The sequence below is a fragment of the Streptococcus mitis subsp. hohhotensis genome (assembly GCF_020089495.2).
GTDB classification, from domain to species: Bacteria; Bacillota; Bacilli; order Lactobacillales; family Streptococcaceae; genus Streptococcus; species Streptococcus hohhotensis.
This window is the reverse complement of record NZ_JAIRCA020000006.1, coordinates 1-22338: the sequence shown is the minus strand read 5'-3', so window position 1 is coordinate 22338 and position 22338 is coordinate 1. Positions and strand designations below refer to the sequence as shown.

Sequence of the window (22338 nt, the reverse complement as noted above, 5' to 3'; positions counted from 1 at the left end):
CTATTGTGCAAAAACAGGGGAAATTGAAGAATAGAAATCCGATTATACAGACTAAAGCGCAAAAATGAGCGAAATTGACAAATAGAAAGGTGCAACCATGGACTATGGAACAATACGGAAGGAACAGTTTTAGGACGAAAAAAGGCGAATCAATTCGCTAATTTGTTGACATATGGCTCCAAATGGATTATAATTTATTTAATCTTAATGAATGGTTGCAGTAGCGACCTACCGAAAGGAGCTTCTAACGAGGCTCCTTTTGTGCATTATTTTGAGGTACAATCAATGAAACCTTTTACAGATATCAATGAACAAATTGAACTACTAAAATCAAGAAATCTAACATTTCTTAATGAAAGCTTAGCAAGACAAGCTCTAACTAATTATGGATACTATGAAATAGTCAACGGGTATAAGTATTTCACTATTGAATTAGACTCGGAAAAGGAAATCTATAAAGATGGTGAAACGTTTGAACATATGCTCGCCCTCTATGAACTTGATAAAGATATCCGAAAAGGAATTTTAGAGGCGACTATGGAAATTGAATTGTCACTACGGACAGCAATCGGTTACGTTGTCGCAAAAGATATCGGAGTTGAAAAAGAGAATTATCTGGATAGAAAAAATTATAATCAAGGGAAGAAGAATAAAAGAGGTTATGAGATTGATCAGCTTATTCATAAATTAAATAAAATTTACGATGATAAATCTGAACCTTATAAACACTACAGAGAAACTCACGGACACATCCCGCCATGGATTCTTTTAAAAGGTACTACTCTAGGAAACTTGGTAACAATGTGTAAGCTACTAAAACCTGCTCAAAAAGAGCAAGTCATTGCAACCTGCCTAACAATTCCTAAAGAATTTATAACCGAGGAGGTAAAAGCAACCTTTTCAGAAATTTTATACCTAGTTTTGGCATTTAGAAACCGTGCTGCCCATAGCGGTAGACTGTTTAATTATCATTCTGAGAAATATTCAATCAGCTACAGAGAATTTTTCCACAAACGTATGAATATATCTGAAGCCGGTTATAGAAAAGGGGCTGGAAAAAACGATTTATACACCCTTTTCAACTCTCTTACATGGTTTAAGAATGAGGATGCAACATTTCATGCCGAATTTGCTTTATTCTATTCTCTCAAGGAACATCTTAAAAAGTTCCCTGATGACGATGTTATGTTTACGATAGAATCAGGTATGCCATTAGAGTATATAAAGGACAAAATAGCTAAGTATTCTGAATAGAACCATCTACTAAGTAGATATCAGCCCCATATCCGCCTTATTTCTTGTTCTGGTACAATTTACCGTCTGACTGCTTAAAATCGAAAATAAGGGGGTTCTCGTAGCCCCTCACATGGTATAAACTCAAAATCTTTTCTAATTGCTTGCCTGCTGATGGAAAAGGAGTAAAACCATGAAGATTACAGAATACAAAAAGAAAAACGGAACAATCGTATACCGAGCAAGCGTGTATCTTGGAGTTGATAAACTTACAGGGAAAAAGGCTAGAACTACGGTAACTGCCAAAACAAAAACAGGCGTTAAAATCAAGGCAAGAGAGGCCATTAACGCTTTTGCAAACAATGGATATAGTGTAAAGGAAAAACCAACCATTACAACCTATAGGGAGCTGGTCGCTTTATGGTGGGACAGTTACAAGAATACAATCAAACCAAACTCCCAGCAATCCATGGAGGGGATTGTGAGACTTCATATTTTGCCTGTATTCGGCGATTACAAGCTAGACAAGCTTACTACTCCGATTATCCAGCAACAAGTCAATAAGTGGGCTGACAAGGCCAATAAAGGCGAAAAAGGGGCATATGCAAACTATAGCTTCCTAAACAATATAAACCGCCGTATTCTCCAGTATGGAGTTACAATGCAAGCGATCCAGCATAACCCAGCTAGGGATGTCATTATCCCACGTAAGCAACAAAACAAGGAGCATAAGGTAAAGTTTTTCAGCAATCAAGAACTTAAACAGTTTCTAGACTACCTGGATAACCTAGACTTATCTAGTTATGAAAATCTCTTTGACTACGTACTTTATAAAACATTGCTGGCTAGTGGGTGCCGTATCGGTGAGGCTTTGGCTCTTGAGTGGTCTGATATTGACCTTAAAAAAGGCATTATCAGCATTTCTAAGACTCTGAATAGATACCAAGAAACAAATACGCCTAAGTCTAAAGCAGGTCTAAGAGAAATTGATATTGATAAAGCTACAGTCTCACTGCTCAAACAATATAAAAAACGTCAACAAGTCCAGTCATGGCAACTAGGGCGGTCTGAGGGGATTGTTTTCACTCCTTTTACCACAAAATACGCCTACGCTTGCTTATTAAGAAAGAGGCTACAAGGCCACTTTAAAAGCGCTGGCGTTCCTGATATTAGTTTCCACGGTTTTAGACACACTCACGCTACAATCATGCTATACGCTGGTATAGAGGCCAAAGACTTGCAATACAGATTAGGTCACTCTAATATCTCTATGACTTTAAACACTTATGTCCATGCTACCAAAGAGGGAGCAAAAAAAGCCGTCTCAATCTTTGAATCGGCTATTAGCAATCTATAAATAATAAGGGTGTCCCATTTTGGGGCTACCCTCTTACTATACCTAAAATTGGTTAAGGGTAACTAAAAGGGTAGTAAAAACAAAAAAAGCACTATGGGAAAGCGTCCCAAAGTGCTTAATATCAAGGCTCTAAAGCCTATCTGATTCAATAAAATATTACAACATTTTGTTGTAGAATTCAACGACAAGTGCTTCGTTGATTTCTGGGTTGATTTCGTCGCGTTCTGGCAAGCGAGTCAATGAACCTTCCAATTTTTCAGCGTCGAATGATACGAATGCTGGACGTCCAAGAGTAGCTTCTACTGCTTCAAGGATAGCTGGAACTTTCAATGATTTTTCACGAACTGAGATCACTTGACCTGGAGTTACGCGGTATGATGGGATATCAACACGTTTTCCGTCAACAAGGATGTGACCGTGGTTTACGAATTGACGAGCTTGACGACGAGTAGTCGCAAGACCAAGACGGTAAACAACGTTATCCAAACGACGTTCCAAAAGAAGCATGAAGTTGAAACCTAGGATTCCGCCTTTGATTTTTGTAGCTTGTACGAACAAGTTACGGAATTGTTTTTCACCTACACCGTAAGTGAAACGAAGTTTTTGTTTTTCAGCCAATTGCAAACCGTATTCTGACAATTTAGAACGGTTGTTTGGTCCGTGTTGTCCTGGTACGTAGTTACGACGTGCCAATTCTTTACCTGTACCTGTAAGTGAAAGGCCAAGGCGACGAGCTTGTTTCCAAGATGGTCCTGTATAACGTGACATGTAAATGTCCTCCTGATATAAATAATATTTCGGTGGAAATAGTCACTTAGAAAGCCCTGATTCGTGCAGATGCCCTTCGCCTAAACAGCCAAGGTTACTTATCATAAGACACCTGTTGACGAGCTTCATGCTTTCCTGCTGATATTTCACACAAAATCCATTTTACCATGAATTGATAGATTTGTAAAGGGGGTTTAAGCTTTATTTTCACTGCCAGAGAGATTGAGAACGAGGGTAAAGGTGCTTCCTAGACCGTACTGGCTGGTAACTGTGATTTCTCCACCCAATTGATGGGCCAATTCACGCGCAATAGCAAGCCCTAAGCCATAACCACCTGTTTTCATGTTACGCGAAGTCTCTACACGATAAAGGCGTTTGAAAATATTCTCCAAATCCTCTGGGGCAATCCCCTGTCCCTCATCGGTCACACTGATTGAAAGCTGGTTATTTTCCAGCTTAGCCACCACTTCCAGCTTGGTTCCTGGAGCTGAGTATTTAAAAGCGTTATTGACCAGATTCACCAAGATACGAGAAAGCTTGGCATAATCTCCTTCAATCCGGGCAGACTCTGGGATTACCTGTAAATGAACATCTCGCTCCTCCTGCTCAATCAAGAACTGAAATTCACTCATGCACTCAATCAAAAGCTGGTCCAGAAAAATGCTGTCCTTGCTGGTCGTTTCGACCTGATTTCTAGCTGTGTTTAGGGTCAAAAAATTCAACTCCTCAACCAGTTTATTGAGTCTTTCAGTCTGGCGTCCAATGGTTGCTAGATAATGCTCCTGTTCTCCTTCCTTAATAACCCCATCCAAAATCCCTTCTACCGTCGCTTGGATCGAAGTGATGGGGGTCTTGATATCATGCGAAAGTTGAGCAATCATCAAGCCCTTTTCTCGTTCGCTTTCTTCCAAGGAATCAAAGGTGGCCTGCAAATCATGGGACATTTCATTGAAAGCTTGGCCTAATTGCTGAAATTCTACAGGGCCTTGAACCTCCAGATTTGAAGGAAAATCCTTGTCCGCTACCCGCTTGGCATGTTCCTTGAGTTTGCCCAATGAAGTAAAGACTGGCGATAGGAGAAAGAGACTAATCCCCGCACCGACAAGGCTGGCAACGATGGTCATTCCAAGCAAAAAGTAAATCTCACTTTTCGCAATCAGCATTTTTTGAACAGCCCAAAAAACCACGATAATCGTTAGGAGTGTTGAAATGACATACCCCACTAAAATATAACTTTTTAATTTCATTAACTACCTCGCGCTTTCTCAATTTTGTAGCCCAAACCCCAGACGGTTTTGATGGTCGGTGTTTCTGCACTGGCATGTTTAGCCAACTCCTGTCGAAGAGCATGAATATGAACATTCAAGGTATTAGTATCATCCACATAGTCTTCTTGCCAGACCTTTTCATAGAGGTCTGTCTTAGAAAAAACTCGTTCTGGATTGCTGACTAGAAGCCATAGAAGTTCGAAGGATTTGACTGTCAAATCAAGCGCTACATCTCCGACTTGAACCTCATGGCTACCGTGATTCATCCGTAAATCCCCGAGACTGACGACTTCTGTCTCACCTCCACGATGAAGGCGACGCAAGATATTGTGGACACGCAAAACCAGCTCACGAGGGCTAAAGGGCTTGGCAATAAAGTCATCTGCCCCTAAGCTCAGTCCATAAATCTTGTCCTGCTCGCTAGTTTTAGCCGTGATAAAGAGAAAAGGCTGATCCGGAGATTGATACTGAACCTCACTAATCAAATCATAACCATCCATCCGAGGCATCATGATATCTGTAATAATCAAATCAATTGGTTTTCGCTTGAAGATTTCTAAAGCCTCTACTCCATCATGGGCCACCAAAACCTGATATCCTGCCTGAACCAGATAACGTTGATGAATATCTGTGATTTCTACCTCGTCGTCAACGAGTAAAATTGTCTTTCCCATCTGTCTCTCCTTTGAAAAAAACAGTGCTATACCACAATAGTATAACACTATTTTTATCTCTTTACGAACATTCTAAACGATATCTGGATTTTTCAAATCCTAGATAGAAAGTCTGTAACTAGACTAGTCATTTTCCTCTTTTTTAGCTTTCAAACCGAGTCCACCTAGCAGGCCGGCCAAAGCTAATCCAAAGAATCCAAGAGTAGCCATTGATGTTTGAGCTTCACCAGTATATGGAAGCATGTCTTTTTGGTCTTTCATTTGAGCAGCCATCATTGGACTTGATACCTTGTCATTGGATGCCATCTTACCTTCTTCAGACGCTTTGCTTGAGGCTACTGGAACTTGATCTTGTTTCATGCTTGGTGTTGCCATAGGCTGGCTAGCATTCATGGTTTTGTCCTGCTCTTTGTTAGGCATCATCTTATCCTGACTAGCAGCTGGCATTTTAGATTTCATCTCATCTTGCTTGGCACTAGGCATTTGAGCTTTCATATTAGATGCATCTTGATGACCATTCATCATTGGAGCCGGCATAGCTGAACCATTAGAAGATGGGACGAAGCCTGACTGCATCGGAATAAGAGACTGATGTCCATGCAAGTTCACTGTCAAATCCTTAGTCGCTACGAGGTTGCTCAAATCAGCCTTGCCGTCTTTCGCACCGTACACCTTAATAGTTGCCTTGTAACTTTGAGTGCCGTTTTGTTTCAAGAGGTCAAGCAAATCTTTGTCTGATTTACCTTGAGTTCCTGCCAAATCTACTTCATAGAAGTAGAGGCCTTTGCCCAATTTTTCTACTGGTGGAAGGGCAGGATTTTTAGCTGAGCCGTTGTCTGACCACGGAGCCTTGTCTGATGCTTTCAAGATAAGACGAGTCAACATACCGTCACCTGCGAAGAATTCATATGGAATAACTTGGTTGACGCCGGCTGTGAATGGGCCTGGGAAGTTGGCCTTATCAAGGTAACTAGCCGGAACATCCACTGTGTCTTTGGTATTGTCAGCCACACCTTTTTGCACTTCAGCTGGAGTGGTTAAGCCATTCAAGTTGACATCCAATTCTTTAGTCGCTACGAGGTTAGTCAAATCGGCCTTGCCGTCTTTGGCACCGTACACTTTGATGGTAGCTTTATAGCTTTGTGTGCCGTTTTGTTTCAAGAGGTCAAGCAGCTCTTTATCTGATTTACCTTGGGTACCTGCCAAGTCCACTTCGTAGAAGTAGAGGCCTTTGCCTAATTTCTCTACTGGTGGAAGGGCGGGATTTTTAGCTGAACCATTGTCTGACCATGGAGCCTTGTCGGAAGCTTTCAAGATAAGGCGAGTCAACATACCGTCACCGGCGAAGAATTCGTATGGAATGACTTGATTGACACCAGCTGTGAATGGGCCAGGGAAGTTGGCTTTGTCTAGGTAAGTAGCTGGAACATCTACTGTATCTTTGGTGTTGTCGACCACACCTTTTTGCACTTCAGCTGGTGTAGTCAAGCCATTCAAGTTGACATCCAAATCTTTAGTCGCTACAAGGTTGGTTAAATCGGCCTTGCCATCTTTAGCACCGTACACTTTGATGGTTGCCTTGTAGCTTTGAGTGCCGTTTTGTTTCAAGAGGTCTAGAAGCTCTTTGTCAGATTTGCCTTGGGTACCTGCCAAGTCCACTTCATAGAAGTAAAGGCCTTTGCCCAATTTTTCTACTGGTGGAAGAGCTGGATTTTTAGCTGAACCGTTGTCTGACCATGGAGCCTTGTCTGAAGCCTTCAAGATAAGACGAGTCAACATACCGTCACCGGCGAAGAATTCGTATGGAATGACTTGGTTGACTCCGGCTGTGAATGGGCCTGGGAAGTTAGCTTTATCCAAGTAAGTGGCTGGGACGTCTACTGTGTCTTTAGTGTTGTCGACCACGCCTTTTTGCACTTCAGCTGGAGTAGTCAAGCCGTTTAAGTTGACATCCAAATCTTTAGTCGCTACAAGATTGCTCAAATCGGCCTTGCCATCTTTGGCACCATAAACCTTGATAGTTGCTTTATAGCTTTGAGTACCATTTTGTTTCAACAAATCAAGAAGCTCTTTGTCTGATTTACCTTGAGTTCCTGCCAAATCTACTTCGTAGAAGTAGAGGCCTTTGCCCAAGTTTTCTACTGGTGGAAGAGCGGGGTTTTTAGCCGAACCATTGTCTGACCATGGAGCCTTGTCTGAAGACTTCAAGATCAAGCGAGTTAACATACCATCACCAGCGAAGAATTCATATGGAATAACTTGGTTAACACCAGCTGTGAATGGACCTGGGAAGTTGGCTTTGTCTAGGTAAGTAGCTGGAACGTCTACTGTGTCTTTGGTATTGTCGGCCACGCCTTTTTGTACTTCAGCTGGGGTGGTTGCTGGTTGAGCTTCACTTGCTTCACGGTCTTGTCCAGAAACTGTAGCTGCAGGACTTTCCACAGGTTTAACCGCATCTTCTGTTTCTTTCTTAGATTCTGGTTTTGCTTCCACTTCTTCTTTTGGTGCTACTACTGGCTCTTTAGCACCTGCATCTGCTTTTTCTGTAGAGCTTGCAGTATCCAAGCTTGCTTTAGGTGCTGAGTCTGCCTTCTCTGAAGGAAGAGCTACATCAACTGCTTTCTTGAGAACCTCTACTGGTAAGTCGCTCTTTGCACTCACCGAATCTGCGTCTGGCACGACTTGGGCAGGGGTTGGATTGACCACATCGGCACGTACAGAACTTGGTTGCCCAACTAGGACAAAGAAGCCACTGGCTACAACAACTGAGACAACACCGACACTAAGACGGCGAATAGACCAACGTGTATATCTTTGATTTGGATTGAATTTCATAGGATTCTCCTTAGAGTTTTTCTTTATTTGATGACTCTAGTATAATCTCCTAAAATTAAAAAGGATTAAGAAAAAGTTAAAATTTTTCTTAAATCCCTCTTATAAAATACTTATATTAATTAAATCCATAAACAGACTTGGTGATTTGATAGACAACATTGGAAAGTTTGCGAGCTGGCAAGACCGAATGTTTGGTCAAACGGCTCAACATGGTCTTACGAATAGCCTGAAAGACCTCTGGATTTTCCTGCTGAATATAAGTCCACAGCTCCCGTTTTTTTGCCAGATGCTCTGCTGTGACTGCTCGGTTGAGTAGAGCACTGGAAATCACCGTCGTGATTTCAATATGATTCAGCAAGTATTCTTTCATTTTGGGATGACTCACTTGGGACAAATCAAGCTGGTCTACTAAAAGACGATTAACCTTGAGTTGCTGGTCAATGCGCTTAATCATCACTTGCTCATTGACAGACTGGTCCTCACGCCCAATCAAATAACGATAGAAATCGACAGGCAGATAGTACATAGTCTCGACCTGCTGAAGGGGGGTAAAGACAAAGAGATTATCGACATAAAAAGTATGCTCAGGCAATTGGAACTGGCTCGCTCGCAACAAATCTGTCCGGTAAATCAGCGAGTGCATCATGATATACTGGCCTTTTGAGAAATTTCCAACCTGATCCCAGCCAAAAATCTGCTGGACAGGCAAGACGGACTCGTAACTCATACTCTTCTTACGAGACTGGCCTTCCTTTTCATAGACAAAATTAGTCACAAAGGCGTCAACCTCCTGCCCCTCACTCTCTAGTTCCTGCAAGGTTTCAAGAATTTTTAGGTAAGCACGAGGATCTACCCAGTCATCACTATCAACTACTTTAAAATAGCGCCCAGAAGCCTCCGCTAAGCCACGATTGACCGCACCGCCATGGCCTTTATTTTCCTGATAGATGGCTCTAACGATGCTAGGATACTTGCTGGCTAAACGCTCAGCGATTTCCTGAGTCTGGTCCTGAGACCCGTCATTGATAATCAAAATCTCAACTTGCTCACCACCAATCACTAGCGACTCCACACAGTAATGAAGATAGGCAGCGGCATTATAGCTAGGGATGGCGATAGACAATAACTTCATAATCTACTCCTTTAGGGGACTGATTTTTTCTTATACTCAATGAAAATCAAAGAGCAAACTAGGAAACTAGCCTCAGGCTGCTCAAAGCACTGCTTTGAGGTTGCAGATAGAACTGACGAAGTCAGCTCAAAACACAGTTTTGAGGTTGTAGATAAGACTGACGAAGTCAGTTACCTATACCTACGGCAAGGCGACGTTAACGTGGTTTGAAGAGATTTTCGAAGAGTATTACTCTCTCTTGTCACTTCTTTCTATTCTACCATAAAGTCCAGTTTTTGAAGGACTTTTACTGGAATACAAGGGTTTCTACCTCTATTTGCTATCTTGAACATCAAAAAAAGAGGGAATTCCCCTCCTTACGAATTTAATTCTGCCAAGTCATCTAGATACTGGTTGTTAATGACCGCCAAGATATAGGCATCTTCCTTCAAGAGGTCATTAGGTCCAAACTGGACATCCAAGGGTGAATTTTCTTGTTCACGAAATCCTAGGACATTGAGGTTATATTTGCCACGTAAATCTAGCTGACTCAGGCTTTGACCAGCCCAGACACTAGGAATCTTCATCTCCACAATAGACACATTTTTATCCAGCTGAAAGACATCAACATTGTTATGAAAGAGAATGGTCTGCGCTAGGGACTGCCCCATCTCATACTCAGGCGAAATCACCGAGTCAGCACCGATTTTTTCCAGTACCTTCTTGGCTGTCTGGCTTTTGACCTTGGCAATAACCCTTGGTACCCCTAGACTCTTACAATGCATAACTGCAAGCACACTCGACTCTAGATTTTCCCCTGTTGCCACTACAACCGTATCACAGGTATCAATTCCTGCAGTTCTGAGGAGTTCCTCATCTGTAATATCGCCCACAACTCCACGCGCCAAAACTGGCTCAAATTGATTGATACGCTCGGCGTGGTCGTCAATGGCAATAATATTCATATCTTGCTTGGCAAGGGCCATCAGGACACTACTCCCGAAAATCCCCAAACCTAAAATTCCAATTGTACGATCTGACATCGTTCTTCCTTTCTTATCCAATACTAATATCTGCTTTCATATACTGAATCAAATCTTTCTTATCAGGCTGATAATCCGCTAGACTAACCAGCAAGGTCAAGGGACCAATACGGCCAATAAACATGAGCACCATAACAATGCTGAGAGCCAACTTGCCCAGTTCTGGTGTCAGATTTGCCGTTACCCCAACTGTCGCAAGAGCTGAAATAGTCTCAAACATGAGGTAGATAAATCGCGGTGTTCCTTCTGCTGTAATTCCAAGCAACATCAATCCCAACAAGAAGGTCATCAAAAAGATAATGAAGACACTAAAGGATTTTTGGACTGTACGAGCCTCAATGGTTCTCTGCGCAACATTCGTATGAGGTAAGCCCAGCAATTCACTACGCGCAAAAACCAACAAGACAAAGAAAGTCGTAATCTTGAGTCCCCCAGCCGTCCCTCCAGGCGCCCCACCCAGAAACATCTGTAAGATATAGATAAATAAGGTCACAGGCCGAGCTTGGGTGTAGTCAATAGAAGCAAAACCAGCTGTTCTCATGCTGACGGTTTGGAAAAAGCTAACCAGCACTTTCTCTGGGATACTGAGATTGCCAATGGTTCCTGGATTGTGCCACTCCGTAAAGAGTGTGGATACTGTCCCAAACAACAAAATCCCTGCAGTCAAGAAAAGGACCAACTTGGTGTGGAAACGCAGACGGCGTTTTTTCTTCTTGTCAAACTGGGTTGCCAAGTCAAACCAGACCATAAAGCCAAGACCACCTGTGATAATCAAGCCAGCAATGACCAGATTGATCAAGGGATCCGTCTGAAAAGCCACTAAACTACTACTGCCGAAATTATCAAAACCAGCATTACAAAAGGCTGAAATAGCTAAGAAGATAGAGGTAAAAATTCCCCGTCCCCAGCCGAACTCAGGAATAAAACGGAAACTTAGTAGAAAGGCACCCAAGCCCTCCACCAGAAAAGTCGTCAAAAAGATAGACCGCATAAAGGCCTTCAGCGACCGAGTCTCCCCGTAACTGAAGCTCTCCTGAATGGTTTCACGACTGCGAAGACTGAGCTTTTGCTTCCCCTGAATATAAAAGACCCCGATAAAGGTCATGAGCCCCAGACCACCAATCTGTATCAAGAGCATACAAATCAACTGCCCCCAGACATTATAGGTCGTAGCCACTGGTTGCGTAAAAAGGCCAGTCACACAGACCATAGAAACCGTCGTAAAAAGATGGTCAAAATAAGTGGCCTGCGAATCACTCGCCTGAACAAAGGGCAAACTCAAAAGAAGAGAGCCTATCAAAATAACTCCAGCGAAACTTAAAAAGATGCGACGAGCTGGCGAAAGTCCACCCAAGGCCCTTTCAATTTTTTTCACAAATAATTTGAATAACATACATCCATTGTACCATAAAAAGAAGGAGAGTAGCTATATCTGAGAAGTTATCTCAAGACAGAGTTCCAAGGCCTTTTCGAAAGCTTCTGAACCCCAGTCACGACTGTCGTACTGGTCCAAGTCTGCTAAGGAATCAGCTGTGAACAACAATTCTCCCCAGAGAACCCCACGCAGTTGGGCTACTGCCGCAAGCGCAGAACACTCCATCTCCACAACAGCACAGCCTTCTTCCTTTCGATAAGCAACCTTTTCAGCCGTTTCTCGGTAAAAACCGTCTGTCGTCCAGGTCATGACTTCTTCATAGGGAATCCCTCTGGCTTCCAACACTCCCTCAATAGCAGCAATAGCCTCTGGCTGAATTTCCATATAACGAGAAGGTGCCACATAGTGATAACTAGCTCCTTCATCTCGCAGAGCGCGAACAGGGACTAGAAAGGCATTTTCTTCTATATCAGCCAGCACACCACAGGTTCCAGCGGAAATAATCTGCTCCACACCATAGCCAATCAACCAATCCATAAACTGGGCTGCTGGAGCTGAACCGACAGGAGCCTGAGCCAAACAGACCTCCTCTCCTTTGTAGTTCACGACATAGACTGGATAGGTCTTGGTGGCAGAAACGAATTCGCCGACACAGTCCGCCCCTACTTCCCTCGCATAACGGTCAATCTCCTCACCTAAAAAAGCATAGACACACTTCTTGGGCAAGTGCAAATCCAGCCCCTCGTGATCAGGCATAATAACCGCCTGAGGATTATCATCAAACTCTAAAATAGGAATCGCATGTTTCTGAATCATAACCTACCTCCTCTAATTTTGTACTATTGTATCAAAAGCTGACCGAGTGTCAAGGAGGAAGCTGAGGAACTGAGGAGAAAAACAATACAATCGCAACCAATCTCCACCAAGTCAAAACAACTTGTTTGACAAAAGCTTGACTTCATGGTTTAATATACCCTATAAGGGTATATTTGGAGGTGTCTATGTTTCACTTATTTACAAAAATTGACAGTATTTCTACCAGCGAGTTAGAAGCCAAACTCAAGGAACCAATTCAGCTACTGGATGTTCGGACGCCGATGGAATTTCGTAGAGGCCATATCAAAAATGCCAAGAATGTCCCTCTATCCGAAATCGGATCTTATACACCAGCGACAAAAGAAACACTTTATGTCATTTGTCATTCTGGTATGCGTAGTAAGATGGCTGCTAAAAAGCTAAAGAAAAAAGGCTATGATGTCATCAATGTCCGAGGTGGTATGAGCGCTTGGACAGGAAAAATCATCTAGAAGCATAAAGGAGAAAATCAATGAAAATTATCATTGTCGGGGGAGTTGCAGGCGGAATGTCAGCAGCAACCCGCCTCAGACGTCTCATGGAAGACGCTGAAATCACTATTTTTGAAAAAGGTCCCTTTGTATCCTTTGCAAACTGCGGGCTTCCTTACTATGTTTCAGGAGAAATTGCAAACCGTGATAATTTATTGGTTCAAACTCCTGAAAGTCTCAAGGCACGCTTTAATCTGGATGTTCGTCCTTTCCATGAGGTCATCAGCATTTCGCCAGAAGAACACACTGTGACGGTACGTCATTATGGGAAAGAATTCACAGAAAGCTACGACAAGCTGATCCTCTCCCCAGGAGCTAAACCATTTGTTCCTACCATTGAAGGCTTTGCAGAAGCTAAGAATGCCTACACGCTCCGCAATGTTCCCGATCTCGATGAAATTATGGCAGCCTTGGACAATTATCCAAAAGAAGCTGTCGTTATCGGTGCAGGCTTTATCGGGCTTGAAATGGCTGAAAATCTGGCGAAACGCGGCCTGCAAGTTACTATTGTTGAGAAAGCACCCCATGTCTTACCATCATTAGATCAAGAAATGGCAGCCTTTGTCCAGGAAGAATTGGTTAAAAACGGCGTTCGCGTTATCACTTCTCAGTCTGCGACTCGATTTGAAGACCAAGGAAAAGTCATCGTTCTCGAAAACGGTCAAAAGATCATCTCTGACCTCACCATCCTTTCTGTCGGTGTTGAACCTGAAAACGGACTGGCCAAAACTGCGGGGATTGAACTGGGACTTAGAGGTGGGATTCTTGTAGATGAACATTACGAAACCAGTCAAAAAGATATTTTTGCAGTTGGGGATGCCATCGTCGTCAAGCAAGAGATTACGGGCCAAGACGCTCTCATCTCTCTCGCTTCTCCTGCCAATCGTCAGGGACGCCAAGTGGCAGACGTCATCGCAGGACTAGAACGTACAAACAAGGGCAGTATCGGCACTGCTATCGTTCGTGCCTTTGATATGACAGCTGCTTCGACTGGTCTCAGCGAGCGTATCCTTAGCATGAATCAACTTCCTTACAAGGCCCTTCATGTCAGTGGGAAAGACCACGCTGGTTATTATCCAGGCGCTACTGATATGACCTTGAAGCTCCTCTTTGACCCAACCACTGGAAAAATCTACGGTGCCCAAGGAGTTGGGAAGAAAGGTGTTGACAAGCGAATCGATATCCTAGCAACTGCTATCAAGGGAAATCTCACCGTCTTTGACTTACCAGAATTGGAGTTCACCTATGCGCCACCATTTGGCTCTGCCAAGGATCCCGTCAATATGCTGGGCTACGCAGCCTTGAACCTTATCGAAGGTCTCAGCGACAATATTCAATGGTATCAGCTCGAAGACGAACTGGCTAAAGGTAAGAAATTCCTTGATGTACGGACAAGTGGCGAATTCCAAAGTGGTAGACTCAAAGTCGATACCATCCACATCCCCCTAAACGAACTACGGGAGCGCTTGGACGAACTGGACAAGAACCAAGCCTACATCGTTAGCTGCCACAGTGGTTTACGCAGCTATATCGCAGAGCGTATCCTCAAACAAGCAGGATTTACCGTCCAAAACCTTGACGGCGCTTATTCACTATACAAAATGGCTAAGCCAGAAGGAGTAGAATATGGAAACTAATATCAGCATGGCTGACTTTTATGAAAAATATCAAAATGAAAATCTAGAGCTTATCGATGTCCGTGAAGCACATGAATTCCAAGCAGGACATGCACCAGGTGCCAAAAATCTTCCATTAAGTACCTTGGAACAAGGATACAAAGAACTCAAACCTGACCATGAATACCATGTCATCTGTCAAGGTGGAGTGCGTTCTGCCTCTGCCTGCCAATTTCTCAGCGCCCAAGGCCTCACCGTTATCAATGTAGAAGGTGGTATGAATGCTTGGCCCGGTCAAGTAGAATAATCAAGAGGAGCTGGGCAAAAACTCAATTTCAGGAGAAAGTGAAGTAATACTCAATGAAAATCAAAGTGCAAACTAGAAAGCTAGTCGCAGACTGCTCAAAACACTGTTTTGAGGTTGTAGATAAGACTGACAAAGTCAGGAACATATTTCTACGGCAAGGTGAAGCTGACGTGGTTTGAAAAGATTTTCGAAGAGTATAAATCTCCCCACAATCATGACCACCCGTCAAACGGGTGGTTTGTCCCAGGGCTATAAGCCCAAATTACCAGCCAGCGCCTAAAGACGCTGGCTTTCACGTTGTTCAAGCCTTATTGCTCTTGACTCGTCACTTGCCTCTCAAAGAGGCTTTAGTATTACTTACCACTATCCCTAAAGGGATCCTCATATTCTTTTACACTCAATTTATCTAGTGCTATATCATGATTTACTCGTTCTCAAATTTTCATACTCGTGAAGAAATCATCCACTGGATAATTTCTTTAATCTTGAATATATTTCTTAATTGTGACTTCATTAAGTCCTACTGTACTTACATAATAACCTTCCGCCCAGAAATGCCGATTCCCAAACTTGTACTTGAGATTGGCGTGTTTGTCAAACATCATGAGTGCACTTTTTCCTTTTAAATAACCCATGAAACTCGAAACACTTATCCTTGGTGGAATACTTACTAACATATATACATGGTCTGGCATTAAGTGACCCTCGATAATTTCAACTCCTTTATAACTACACAAGCGATGAAATATCTCGCCTAAACTACTTCGACATTGATTATAGATGACTTTTCGTCTATACTTAGGGGTGAACACAATGTGATACTTACAGTGCCACTTTGTATGCGATAAACTATGAGCCTTTTGTGCCATATTTTTCTCCTTTCGCTTTACAATTGGCTTGAACACCTTTATTGTATCGCGTTCGGAGTTTTTTGGTATAACCTTCGACGCGCACCCGCATAGCGGGTGGTTTTTTTGTCTCGCACCTAGCGGAGCGAGACGGACCAATAGTCACATAATAAAACGCATAGTATCAAGGCTTTCAAAACTGGATACTATGCGTTTTTCTGATTTCAAAGACTTTTTCCAGCCTCTCTTGATTCACATTAAACTATTCTAATAGTAGATAGACCTTTGCAAATATCGTCTCAAAACATTCATTTATTTCCGTTTAATCAAGTATCGGATAGCCTTTTCTAGGCGTTCCTTTTGAGCTTCAGGATCATCTAGCGGCTGATTGATACATTCAGTAAGGTTTTCGGTAATTATCATCTCAATCACGCGCTCTACACTAGATTTCACGGCTGTTAGTTGCGTAACAATATCAGCACAGTCACGATCTTCTTCAATCATCTTTTGAATCCCACGCAACTGACCCTCTGAACGTTTCAAACGAGTAATATACTTTGAGTTTGTCATTTCTTTTTCCTTGCTCGATTTTTCTTCATTATATCTCTAATCAGCTCCTTTGTCAAAATTCTCGCCCATCCGTCTCACGCAGTTCTGTTACCACAGACTTTTCAAAAGGTAAACTAGCTATGCTGATAACTTGATAGAAATTCCTAGTTTTATCTATCTAAGCGAACACGAGTCACAATTCCATCTGGGTCTGTGATTTCCAACTGGCTCGATGTCAACCACTTGATTGGTGCATCAACTTCTTGTGCTCGTTGGGCAATCGCTAACAGTTCTTCTTTATGTGCGACTTCAATAACATAATAGGTTAAGCCTGGCAAGCCTTGCTTACGCGGAACTAGGCCTTTTCCTCCCCATTCGTTGACTGCCAAATGATGATGGTAATCCCCAGCTGCAATCCAACTAGCGCTAGGCACACTGAATTTATCCTCTAGCTCTAACACCTTCTGATAAAACTGGCTGGACTTTCGACTATCCTTGACGGAAAGATGAATATGCCCCATTCTCGTACCATCTGCTAGGATAAAGGGCTCGACTCTTTCCCCCAACTCATAAATGTCCTGCGCCGCAAAAGCCTCCGTCACACCGATAATGCGTCCATCTTCTCGAATATCCCATGTGGAAACCGGCTTATCTCGATAGAGTTCAATGCCATTTCCCTCTAAATCCTCCAAGTAAAGGGCCTCACTATAACCATGGTCTGCACCGCCCACAAGAGGAATCTGTAAATCTGTCAGGTGTTTCAAGATATCAGCCAAAGCCTTTCGTGTCGGCAAGAGAATAGCCAGATGGTAAAGTCCATAATGTTCCCTTGCTTCACCACTCTCTTGTGCTTGAATCAAGTGTACCAAGGCTTTTCCTCCAAGACCTAGAACGACCTCTGTCTCCGTTTGAGATAAGATTTCTAAACCAATAATCTGCTGATAAAAGGCTGTTTGACTTGTCAAATCCTTTACATTCAAAACTGCCTCTGCTAAATAAATGTGGCTCTTGTATTCATAGGTCATAAATGGTCCTCTTTTCATGTTGTAATGCTTATCATTACATCTATTATATAATTTCCATCAAGAAAGTCAAGCCAGATAACTTGAAGCCTCTTCTCTAGCAAAATCATTCATCAAATCAACATTTTCTGTGGGATTGAGATACATCTTGTCGCCATTAGTCGTTAGTAAGCGGAAGATGATTCCTGCAATCTGCATTTAATCAAATCTCAATATCACTCCATAAGAAAAAGGAGTAGATTGGTCATCTGACTCCTCATTCTTGCAAGAAACACTATTCAACAATAAAACTCTACAATCTTATTTATAAATAGATTCTCTGAAATCATCTGTGCTACGTAGGTAGGCATTATAGATTTTCTGTTTCAGTAAGTGAACCCAACTTGACGGAACATTTTCTGTTGCACGTTTAAGATTTTTCACATCGTGCGCTACTGCCGCATCAATTAAAGCTTGCATTTCTTGTGCTGATGAAATGGTTACTTCTTTTGTGCTGTTCGGTTTATCGAGTTCATATTGAATAGTAATTGGCTTCAAGTTCGCCTGTTTATTGATACGTTGATTGAACATATCTTTTTTGAAGTCCACCCAGTTTGTATAGTGATTATCAAATACTTTTCTCAATACTAAACTATCTGTAACTAAAGCAACATCTCGTTTGTACCAACTTGAGTATGTTTTACTTCCTTCTGCAAGTGCATCTGCTCCGTATTGGTTAGAAACATACGGCAGGAATCCTTTGTGATATCCTTTTTCCGCATATAATTCAAATGCTGTTTTTCTAAACATGACATCTCCTGGCGCACCGTTTGGATTGCTTAGTCCTGCATAGATAGGCGAGAACATACTTATTGTGTAATATCCGTTTCTTCCGTATTGAGCTTCATTTTGATAAGCACGTCTATTGATGATGTCATTTTCGATTAATGAGTCTAACGTTGTTAATCTTGCTACTTCTTCATCGGTTAATGGACGAACTTTATTTCCTGCGTGTGTATCCTTGTTATATCTATCATCACGCACATAGTAGTTCTCTATTTTTCTAAACCATTGTTTCTTAACCGTGTCAGATTGAATTAATACTGCCTTGGCTTCCATCGCATCAAGCGTGTATAGCACATCATACATTCCGTGTAAGTAGTGTTGAATTTCTTCTTCAGAAGTGAATCTTGCCGTTGGATCGTATGTGTGTAGACGAGTTCTTGAGTCTTTATCTCCTTTGAAGATTGTATTTAATACTATTGCATCTTTATCTACACTGTCCGCTGATTGAAGTAGTCCTAGTGCATATAGTTCTGCTCCCAGTCCTTCACGTCGCTCGTTTCCTTCGAAGTAGACTCTTCCGTCTGAGTTGTGCACCATCTCATGACTATAAACCGATGTTCCATATTGGTCTAACAATCTATCACTTACAAAGTAGGCCTCTACTCCTGTTGCGTAAGCTCCTGCATTCTTTCTTGGCGTATGGTATTTACCTGCTGGCCCGAAGAAACTATAGATAGAGTCTATGTTTTTGTCTGATAATGTTGCCCAGTAGCCTCTACCATTTGTATCTTTTACCTCAAATGCATCTGTTACCGGCACTGCACGGTATAATCTTTCTTTAAATTCTGGTGCTAGAACTTTATACCAAATGTCATAATGATCTCTTTGCCATTTCGCAGATTGATCTACTTTTCCTCTAACATATTGTCGTAGGGCTTCTCCTGATAGGATAACTCCGTCCGCTCCTCTGTCTCGATAACGTTCATAGCTACCGAAGGCTAATGTTGATAGCGTAGATATTGCATACAGACTTTCTTCTTTCATCGTTAATAGTGGCAGCAACATACTCTTATATCCCCAACTTGGTGCTGATATTCTATCATATACTCCTATTGAGTATTTCTTATCAGCCGTTGGTGATACTTGTTTTTCACGAACTTCTTCTATATCTGATGTCGCCTCTACTATGTAGGCTTTTGTATTGTCTTTCAACCACTGATTATTGGTTTTGTTTGGTAAGAATAGTTTTCTATAGGCTTCTACGAAGTCAAAGACTGAATCTTCTCCCTTAAGTGGTGCAAGTGTGCTCGCATATAGCCCTGTCGTATTTGGTCCTCGTAGGTTTTCTAGTCCGCTATTTCCTAATGCGATGATAGTGTCTAGCGTTGAAGCTTCATTATTTCCGTTAAAGTCAAATTTGTACACTGATAAATCCTTTGTATTCAGACTATCATAATTAATATTGTACCAACGGTTCATGTAAGTAAGTCCCAGTATGAAGGCTTCTTTGTTATGTTTGATTTTCTCACTTACATACTCAACTACACCATCTCCCGTAGTGTTGATGGATTTATCCATCGCTAATACTTTTCTTAAGTGCTCTGCTATATTAGTTTTAACTTCCTCAAATTCTCTATCTAAGTATAAGTTATCTAATGCTGCATCGTCTGCCGCTCCTAGTACTTTCTTAGTCGCTTCTGAGCTGAATGTTACATTCTGCAATTCACTTAGTACACTATTCGTTATCGCTGTATAATCTGATACAAATGCTTCTGGTGTGAATATGTATCCTTTGTCTGCGACATTGTATTCGACTACTTGACCGTTTGTGAAGTTTTCTTTGAATGTTACATCTAAGTATTCTACCGTGTTGTCTTTGTAGTGTAACATAACTCTATTGATTGAATTTTTCTTATTATTAATATCCGTTACTACTTCATTTCCGTTCATTGGCACTACGTCTAGTAGTTCTGTAGTATAAAGTTTATCCGTTGTTGCTACTTTGTTACCATAATGAACAACTAGCTCTTTATTGTAAAATGGCATTAATTTTTCTATGTTGTTATAAGCTACTTTTCTTTCAACTTGTGCTTTACTCAATGTTGTATAGTCAACTTCTTTTGAGTTTGCTTTTAGGTCTTGCCCAGTATCATCAAGAGTTACTGTTATTCCATAAGAAGCAATCTTAGCATCCGCTTCTTCTTTAGTTACTTTTCGAACGAAGTTATCTTGTTTTTTATTTTCAACATAGGTAATAGCATTCTTCACGTCTGCACTACCGAATTGGTCTCCTGTAGTAGCATACCCGTCACCGACATTCATATTACTTACTACATTGTCCACACGACCTCTTGGATATGTAGACCCAACTATTCCTCCGATTCTCGAATATCCTCGACCATTTAAGATTTTACCTGTTGTTACAGAACGTGTTACTAACGCTCCATTTTCTAATTTACCTGCGATTCCTCCTGCTGTTTGGTTATTGTTACGAGCAGCCGTAGAGATGACTGCATCAACTTTCGATTTATCAACTTTGGCATTTCCACCAGTTAATTTACCGACGATTCCTCCTGCGTAATTCGCATTGTTATCCGCGTGATTGGCGATTAGTTTTCCGCTGAATGAGCTGTTTTCTATTCTTGTATTTGTTGCATCTACTACTAATCCTGCAACTGATTTTCTACCTGATACTTTTCCTTCTACAGCTACATTGCTGATAGTAGCATTATCCGCTGTTTTTGCTACTACTGCGGCATTCTCTTTGCTATCCACTTGTGTATTTTTAAGATCTAAATCTTTTACAGTTGCATTTTTTAATATGTCGAACAGTGGTTTTTTCAGGTCATATATAGCATATGCTTTGCTTCCTTCTGTTCCTACTAACGTTCCTGTAAATTCTCCTTTTATGTAACTTGTTTGATTTTCTGGTAGTCCTACTTCATCGGCTGTCATATCCGCAGCTAATTTATATACACCTGCTAAGTTGCTTTGTATCGCTGTTACAAGTTGTTTGAACGATGTATAAACTCCTGGTTGCTCCGCTTTAGATTTTGCTACATTGAATGTATAGTCATCTTTGTAACCTTCTGTACCTTCTTCTACAAGTTGATCAACAGCTGCCGTCACTTTATACGTTCCATCCGTATTTTCTGTAATAGATTTTACAGGTAGGTACATTTCTTTGAAGCGATCTGATTTCACTTTTACAAAGTATTTAGCCGTATCAGTCGGTGCTTCACTTAGACTTAAATATCTACGATAACGGTCATTTTCTTTGCCGTATAGTTCCACTGAATCAATATCTTTAATTTCTATTTTCTTATAATCTAATTGGAAAGCTTGAGTTGATGTTTCTGTGCTTTGTTCATCGTTTTCGCCTAGATTATAAGTTAAACGTGTTTTTAGTGTGTAAGGTGTGTAGTAGTTTAAACCTGATATCACCTGCTTTTTGGCAGGATTTTCTATATCCACCTCTTTAATCAGCTGATCACCTTGGAAAATTTGCGCTTTGGCAGAGACATACGCTGATGTAGAGTCTGTTAAGTTATAACTTACAGTTATCGATTTTTTGTTCTCAGCTTTTGTTAAGTTGGCAATTTCTACTGTAGGTTTAACTTTGACTAGTGTTCCTACTTTAACGATTTGTTTTACCGGAGGTACTTCAGTTCGTGATAGTTCTTTAGTTTCTACGACATTACCATCTACGATATAATCCTCATATTGAATTGTACGTGTTCCTGCTTGACCTTGTCGTTCAGTTTCACGACGATTTTTCAGAAGTGTTGGATCTTGAATTTCTTCTGTTGTATAAGGAATATTTTCTGTTTCCGTTCTATTTCTTGTAGTAACTTCTAAAGCCGGAAGTTCTTCTGTTACTGCTGCTTCACCTTCATGTCCGGGTTCTTGCGTACCTTTGGTTTCTAGTGGTTTAGTATACTCTGGTGTTTCTTCGCGGACTGCGGCTTCACCTTCGTGACCGGGCTCTTGCGTGCCTTTTGTCGCTACTGGATCAGTGTTCTCGGGCAACTCCGATTGCACTGCGGCTTCGCCCTCATGACCCGGTTCTTGCGTGCCTTTTGTCGCTACTGGATCAGTGTTCTCTGGCAACTCCGGTTGCACTACCGCTTCGCCCTCATGACCCGGTTCTTGCGTGCCTTTCGTTGCTAACGGTTCTGTGTAAGCTGGAGATTCTTCACGGACTGTAGCTTCGCCCTCATG

17 protein-coding genes and 2 pseudogenes are annotated in these 22338 nt (G+C 41.7%); 5 read left to right on the top strand and 14 right to left on the bottom strand.

Features of this window, described 5'->3' with window-relative positions:
- Positions 1-285 precede the first annotated feature (285 nt).
- The gene (locus tag K4Z77_RS03625; protein WP_224218469.1) at positions 286-1254 is read left to right on the top strand and encodes an Abi family protein; all 969 of its coding nucleotides are present in this window, start codon (positions 286-288) and stop codon (positions 1252-1254) included.
- 172 nt (positions 1255-1426) lie between these two features.
- On the top strand, positions 1427-2590 hold the full coding sequence (locus K4Z77_RS03620) for a tyrosine-type recombinase/integrase (protein ID WP_224218468.1): 1164 nt from the start codon (positions 1427-1429) through the stop codon (positions 2588-2590).
- Positions 2591-2746: 156 nt separating this feature from the next.
- Here the strand turns inward: K4Z77_RS03620 and rpsD are convergent, their stop codons facing one another.
- The 9 genes and pseudogenes from rpsD to K4Z77_RS03580 form a co-directional block, all read right to left on the bottom strand.
- The gene (rpsD, locus tag K4Z77_RS03615; protein WP_000092756.1) at positions 2747-3358 is read right to left on the bottom strand and encodes a 30S ribosomal protein S4; all 612 of its coding nucleotides are present in this window, start codon (positions 3356-3358) and stop codon (positions 2747-2749) included.
- Positions 3359-3552: 194 nt separating this feature from the next.
- Positions 3553-4605, bottom strand: a complete 1053-nt coding sequence (locus tag K4Z77_RS03610; protein ID WP_224218467.1) for a HAMP domain-containing sensor histidine kinase — start codon at positions 4603-4605, stop codon at positions 3553-3555.
- Positions 4605-5300, bottom strand: coding sequence for a response regulator transcription factor (locus tag K4Z77_RS03605; RefSeq protein ID WP_049524000.1), 696 nt, complete (start codon positions 5298-5300; stop codon positions 4605-4607). Before K4Z77_RS03605 ends, K4Z77_RS03610 begins: the two co-directional genes overlap by 1 nt.
- Positions 5301-5423: 123 nt before the next feature.
- The gene (locus K4Z77_RS03600; protein WP_474104198.1) at positions 5424-7961 is read right to left on the bottom strand and encodes an SSURE domain-containing protein; all 2538 of its coding nucleotides are present in this window, start codon (positions 7959-7961) and stop codon (positions 5424-5426) included.
- Positions 7962-8069: 108 nt separating this feature from the next.
- A pseudogene (locus tag K4Z77_RS09780) lies at positions 8070-8135 on the bottom strand (YSIRK-type signal peptide-containing protein); the annotation flags it as partial.
- A gap of 115 nt (positions 8136-8250) precedes the next feature.
- Positions 8251-9267, bottom strand: coding sequence for a glycosyltransferase family 2 protein (locus K4Z77_RS03595; protein WP_224218465.1), 1017 nt, complete (start codon positions 9265-9267; stop codon positions 8251-8253).
- Between the two features lie 356 nt (positions 9268-9623).
- Entirely contained in the window at positions 9624-10289 is a 666-nt protein-coding gene (locus K4Z77_RS03590) for a potassium channel family protein (RefSeq protein WP_049492687.1), read from the bottom strand.
- A 13-nt stretch (positions 10290-10302) separates the two neighbouring features.
- On the bottom strand, positions 10303-11682 hold the full coding sequence (locus K4Z77_RS03585; RefSeq protein WP_224218464.1) for a TrkH family potassium uptake protein: 1380 nt from the start codon (positions 11680-11682) through the stop codon (positions 10303-10305).
- Between the two features lie 33 nt (positions 11683-11715).
- The gene (locus tag K4Z77_RS03580) at positions 11716-12480 is read right to left on the bottom strand and encodes a nucleoside phosphorylase (RefSeq protein ID WP_224218463.1); all 765 of its coding nucleotides are present in this window, start codon (positions 12478-12480) and stop codon (positions 11716-11718) included.
- A 185-nt stretch (positions 12481-12665) separates the two neighbouring features.
- Here K4Z77_RS03580 and K4Z77_RS03575 point away from each other — a divergent pair, with 185 nt between their 5' ends.
- Genes K4Z77_RS03575 through K4Z77_RS03565 form a run of 3 tightly spaced genes read left to right on the top strand, consistent with a single transcriptional unit; the run spans position 12666 to position 14933 of the window.
- Positions 12666-12971, top strand: a complete 306-nt coding sequence (locus K4Z77_RS03575; protein WP_094753874.1) for a rhodanese-like domain-containing protein — start codon at positions 12666-12668, stop codon at positions 12969-12971.
- A 20-nt stretch (positions 12972-12991) separates the two neighbouring features.
- Entirely contained in the window at positions 12992-14647 is a 1656-nt protein-coding gene (locus K4Z77_RS03570) for an FAD-dependent oxidoreductase (protein ID WP_224218462.1), read from the top strand.
- Positions 14637-14933, top strand: a complete 297-nt coding sequence (locus K4Z77_RS03565; RefSeq protein WP_173267441.1) for a rhodanese-like domain-containing protein — start codon at positions 14637-14639, stop codon at positions 14931-14933. The genes K4Z77_RS03570 and K4Z77_RS03565 overlap by 11 nt, the downstream gene beginning before the upstream one ends.
- 482 nt (positions 14934-15415) lie before the next feature.
- Here K4Z77_RS03565 and tnpA read toward each other — a convergent pair.
- From tnpA to zmpC, 5 genes and pseudogenes are all read right to left on the bottom strand, one after another.
- Positions 15416-15802, bottom strand: a pseudogene (gene tnpA, locus K4Z77_RS03560) (IS200/IS605 family transposase); the annotation flags it as partial.
- Positions 15803-16093: 291 nt separating this feature from the next.
- Entirely contained in the window at positions 16094-16351 is a 258-nt protein-coding gene (locus K4Z77_RS03555) for a metal-sensitive transcriptional regulator (protein WP_000185159.1), read from the bottom strand.
- Between the two features lie 149 nt (positions 16352-16500).
- Positions 16501-17355 (bottom strand): VOC family protein, encoded by an 855-nt coding sequence (locus K4Z77_RS03550; RefSeq protein WP_224218461.1) that lies wholly within the window; start codon positions 17353-17355, stop codon positions 16501-16503.
- Between the two features lie 66 nt (positions 17356-17421).
- On the bottom strand, positions 17422-17550 hold the full coding sequence (locus K4Z77_RS03545) for a hypothetical protein (RefSeq protein WP_261049206.1): 129 nt from the start codon (positions 17548-17550) through the stop codon (positions 17422-17424).
- Between the two features lie 102 nt (positions 17551-17652).
- On the bottom strand, positions 17653-22338 hold a 4686-nt coding region (gene zmpC / locus K4Z77_RS03540; protein WP_224218460.1), incomplete at its 5' end, for a zinc metalloprotease C.

Coding starts and splice junctions, on each gene's coding strand:
- K4Z77_RS03625 (WP_224218469.1), top strand. CDS start 286: ATGAAACCTTTTACAGATATCAATGAACAAATTGAACTACTAAAATCA.
- K4Z77_RS03620 (WP_224218468.1), top strand. CDS start 1,427: ATGAAGATTACAGAATACAAAAAGAAAAACGGAACAATCGTATACCGA.
- rpsD (WP_000092756.1), bottom strand. CDS start 3,358: ATGTCACGTTATACAGGACCATCTTGGAAACAAGCTCGTCGCCTTGGC.
- K4Z77_RS03610 (WP_224218467.1), bottom strand. CDS start 4,605: ATGAAATTAAAAAGTTATATTTTAGTGGGGTATGTCATTTCAACACTC.
- K4Z77_RS03605 (WP_049524000.1), bottom strand. CDS start 5,300: ATGGGAAAGACAATTTTACTCGTTGACGACGAGGTAGAAATCACAGAT.
- K4Z77_RS03595 (WP_224218465.1), bottom strand. CDS start 9,267: ATGAAGTTATTGTCTATCGCCATCCCTAGCTATAATGCCGCTGCCTAT.
- K4Z77_RS03590 (WP_049492687.1), bottom strand. CDS start 10,289: ATGTCAGATCGTACAATTGGAATTTTAGGTTTGGGGATTTTCGGGAGT.
- K4Z77_RS03585 (WP_224218464.1), bottom strand. CDS start 11,682: ATGTTATTCAAATTATTTGTGAAAAAAATTGAAAGGGCCTTGGGTGGA.
- K4Z77_RS03580 (WP_224218463.1), bottom strand. CDS start 12,480: ATGATTCAGAAACATGCGATTCCTATTTTAGAGTTTGATGATAATCCT.
- K4Z77_RS03575 (WP_094753874.1), top strand. CDS start 12,666: ATGTTTCACTTATTTACAAAAATTGACAGTATTTCTACCAGCGAGTTA.
- K4Z77_RS03570 (WP_224218462.1), top strand. CDS start 12,992: ATGAAAATTATCATTGTCGGGGGAGTTGCAGGCGGAATGTCAGCAGCA.
- K4Z77_RS03565 (WP_173267441.1), top strand. CDS start 14,637: ATGGAAACTAATATCAGCATGGCTGACTTTTATGAAAAATATCAAAAT.
- K4Z77_RS03555 (WP_000185159.1), bottom strand. CDS start 16,351: ATGACAAACTCAAAGTATATTACTCGTTTGAAACGTTCAGAGGGTCAG.
- K4Z77_RS03550 (WP_224218461.1), bottom strand. CDS start 17,355: ATGACCTATGAATACAAGAGCCACATTTATTTAGCAGAGGCAGTTTTG.
- K4Z77_RS03545 (WP_261049206.1), bottom strand. CDS start 17,550: ATGCAGATTGCAGGAATCATCTTCCGCTTACTAACGACTAATGGCGAC.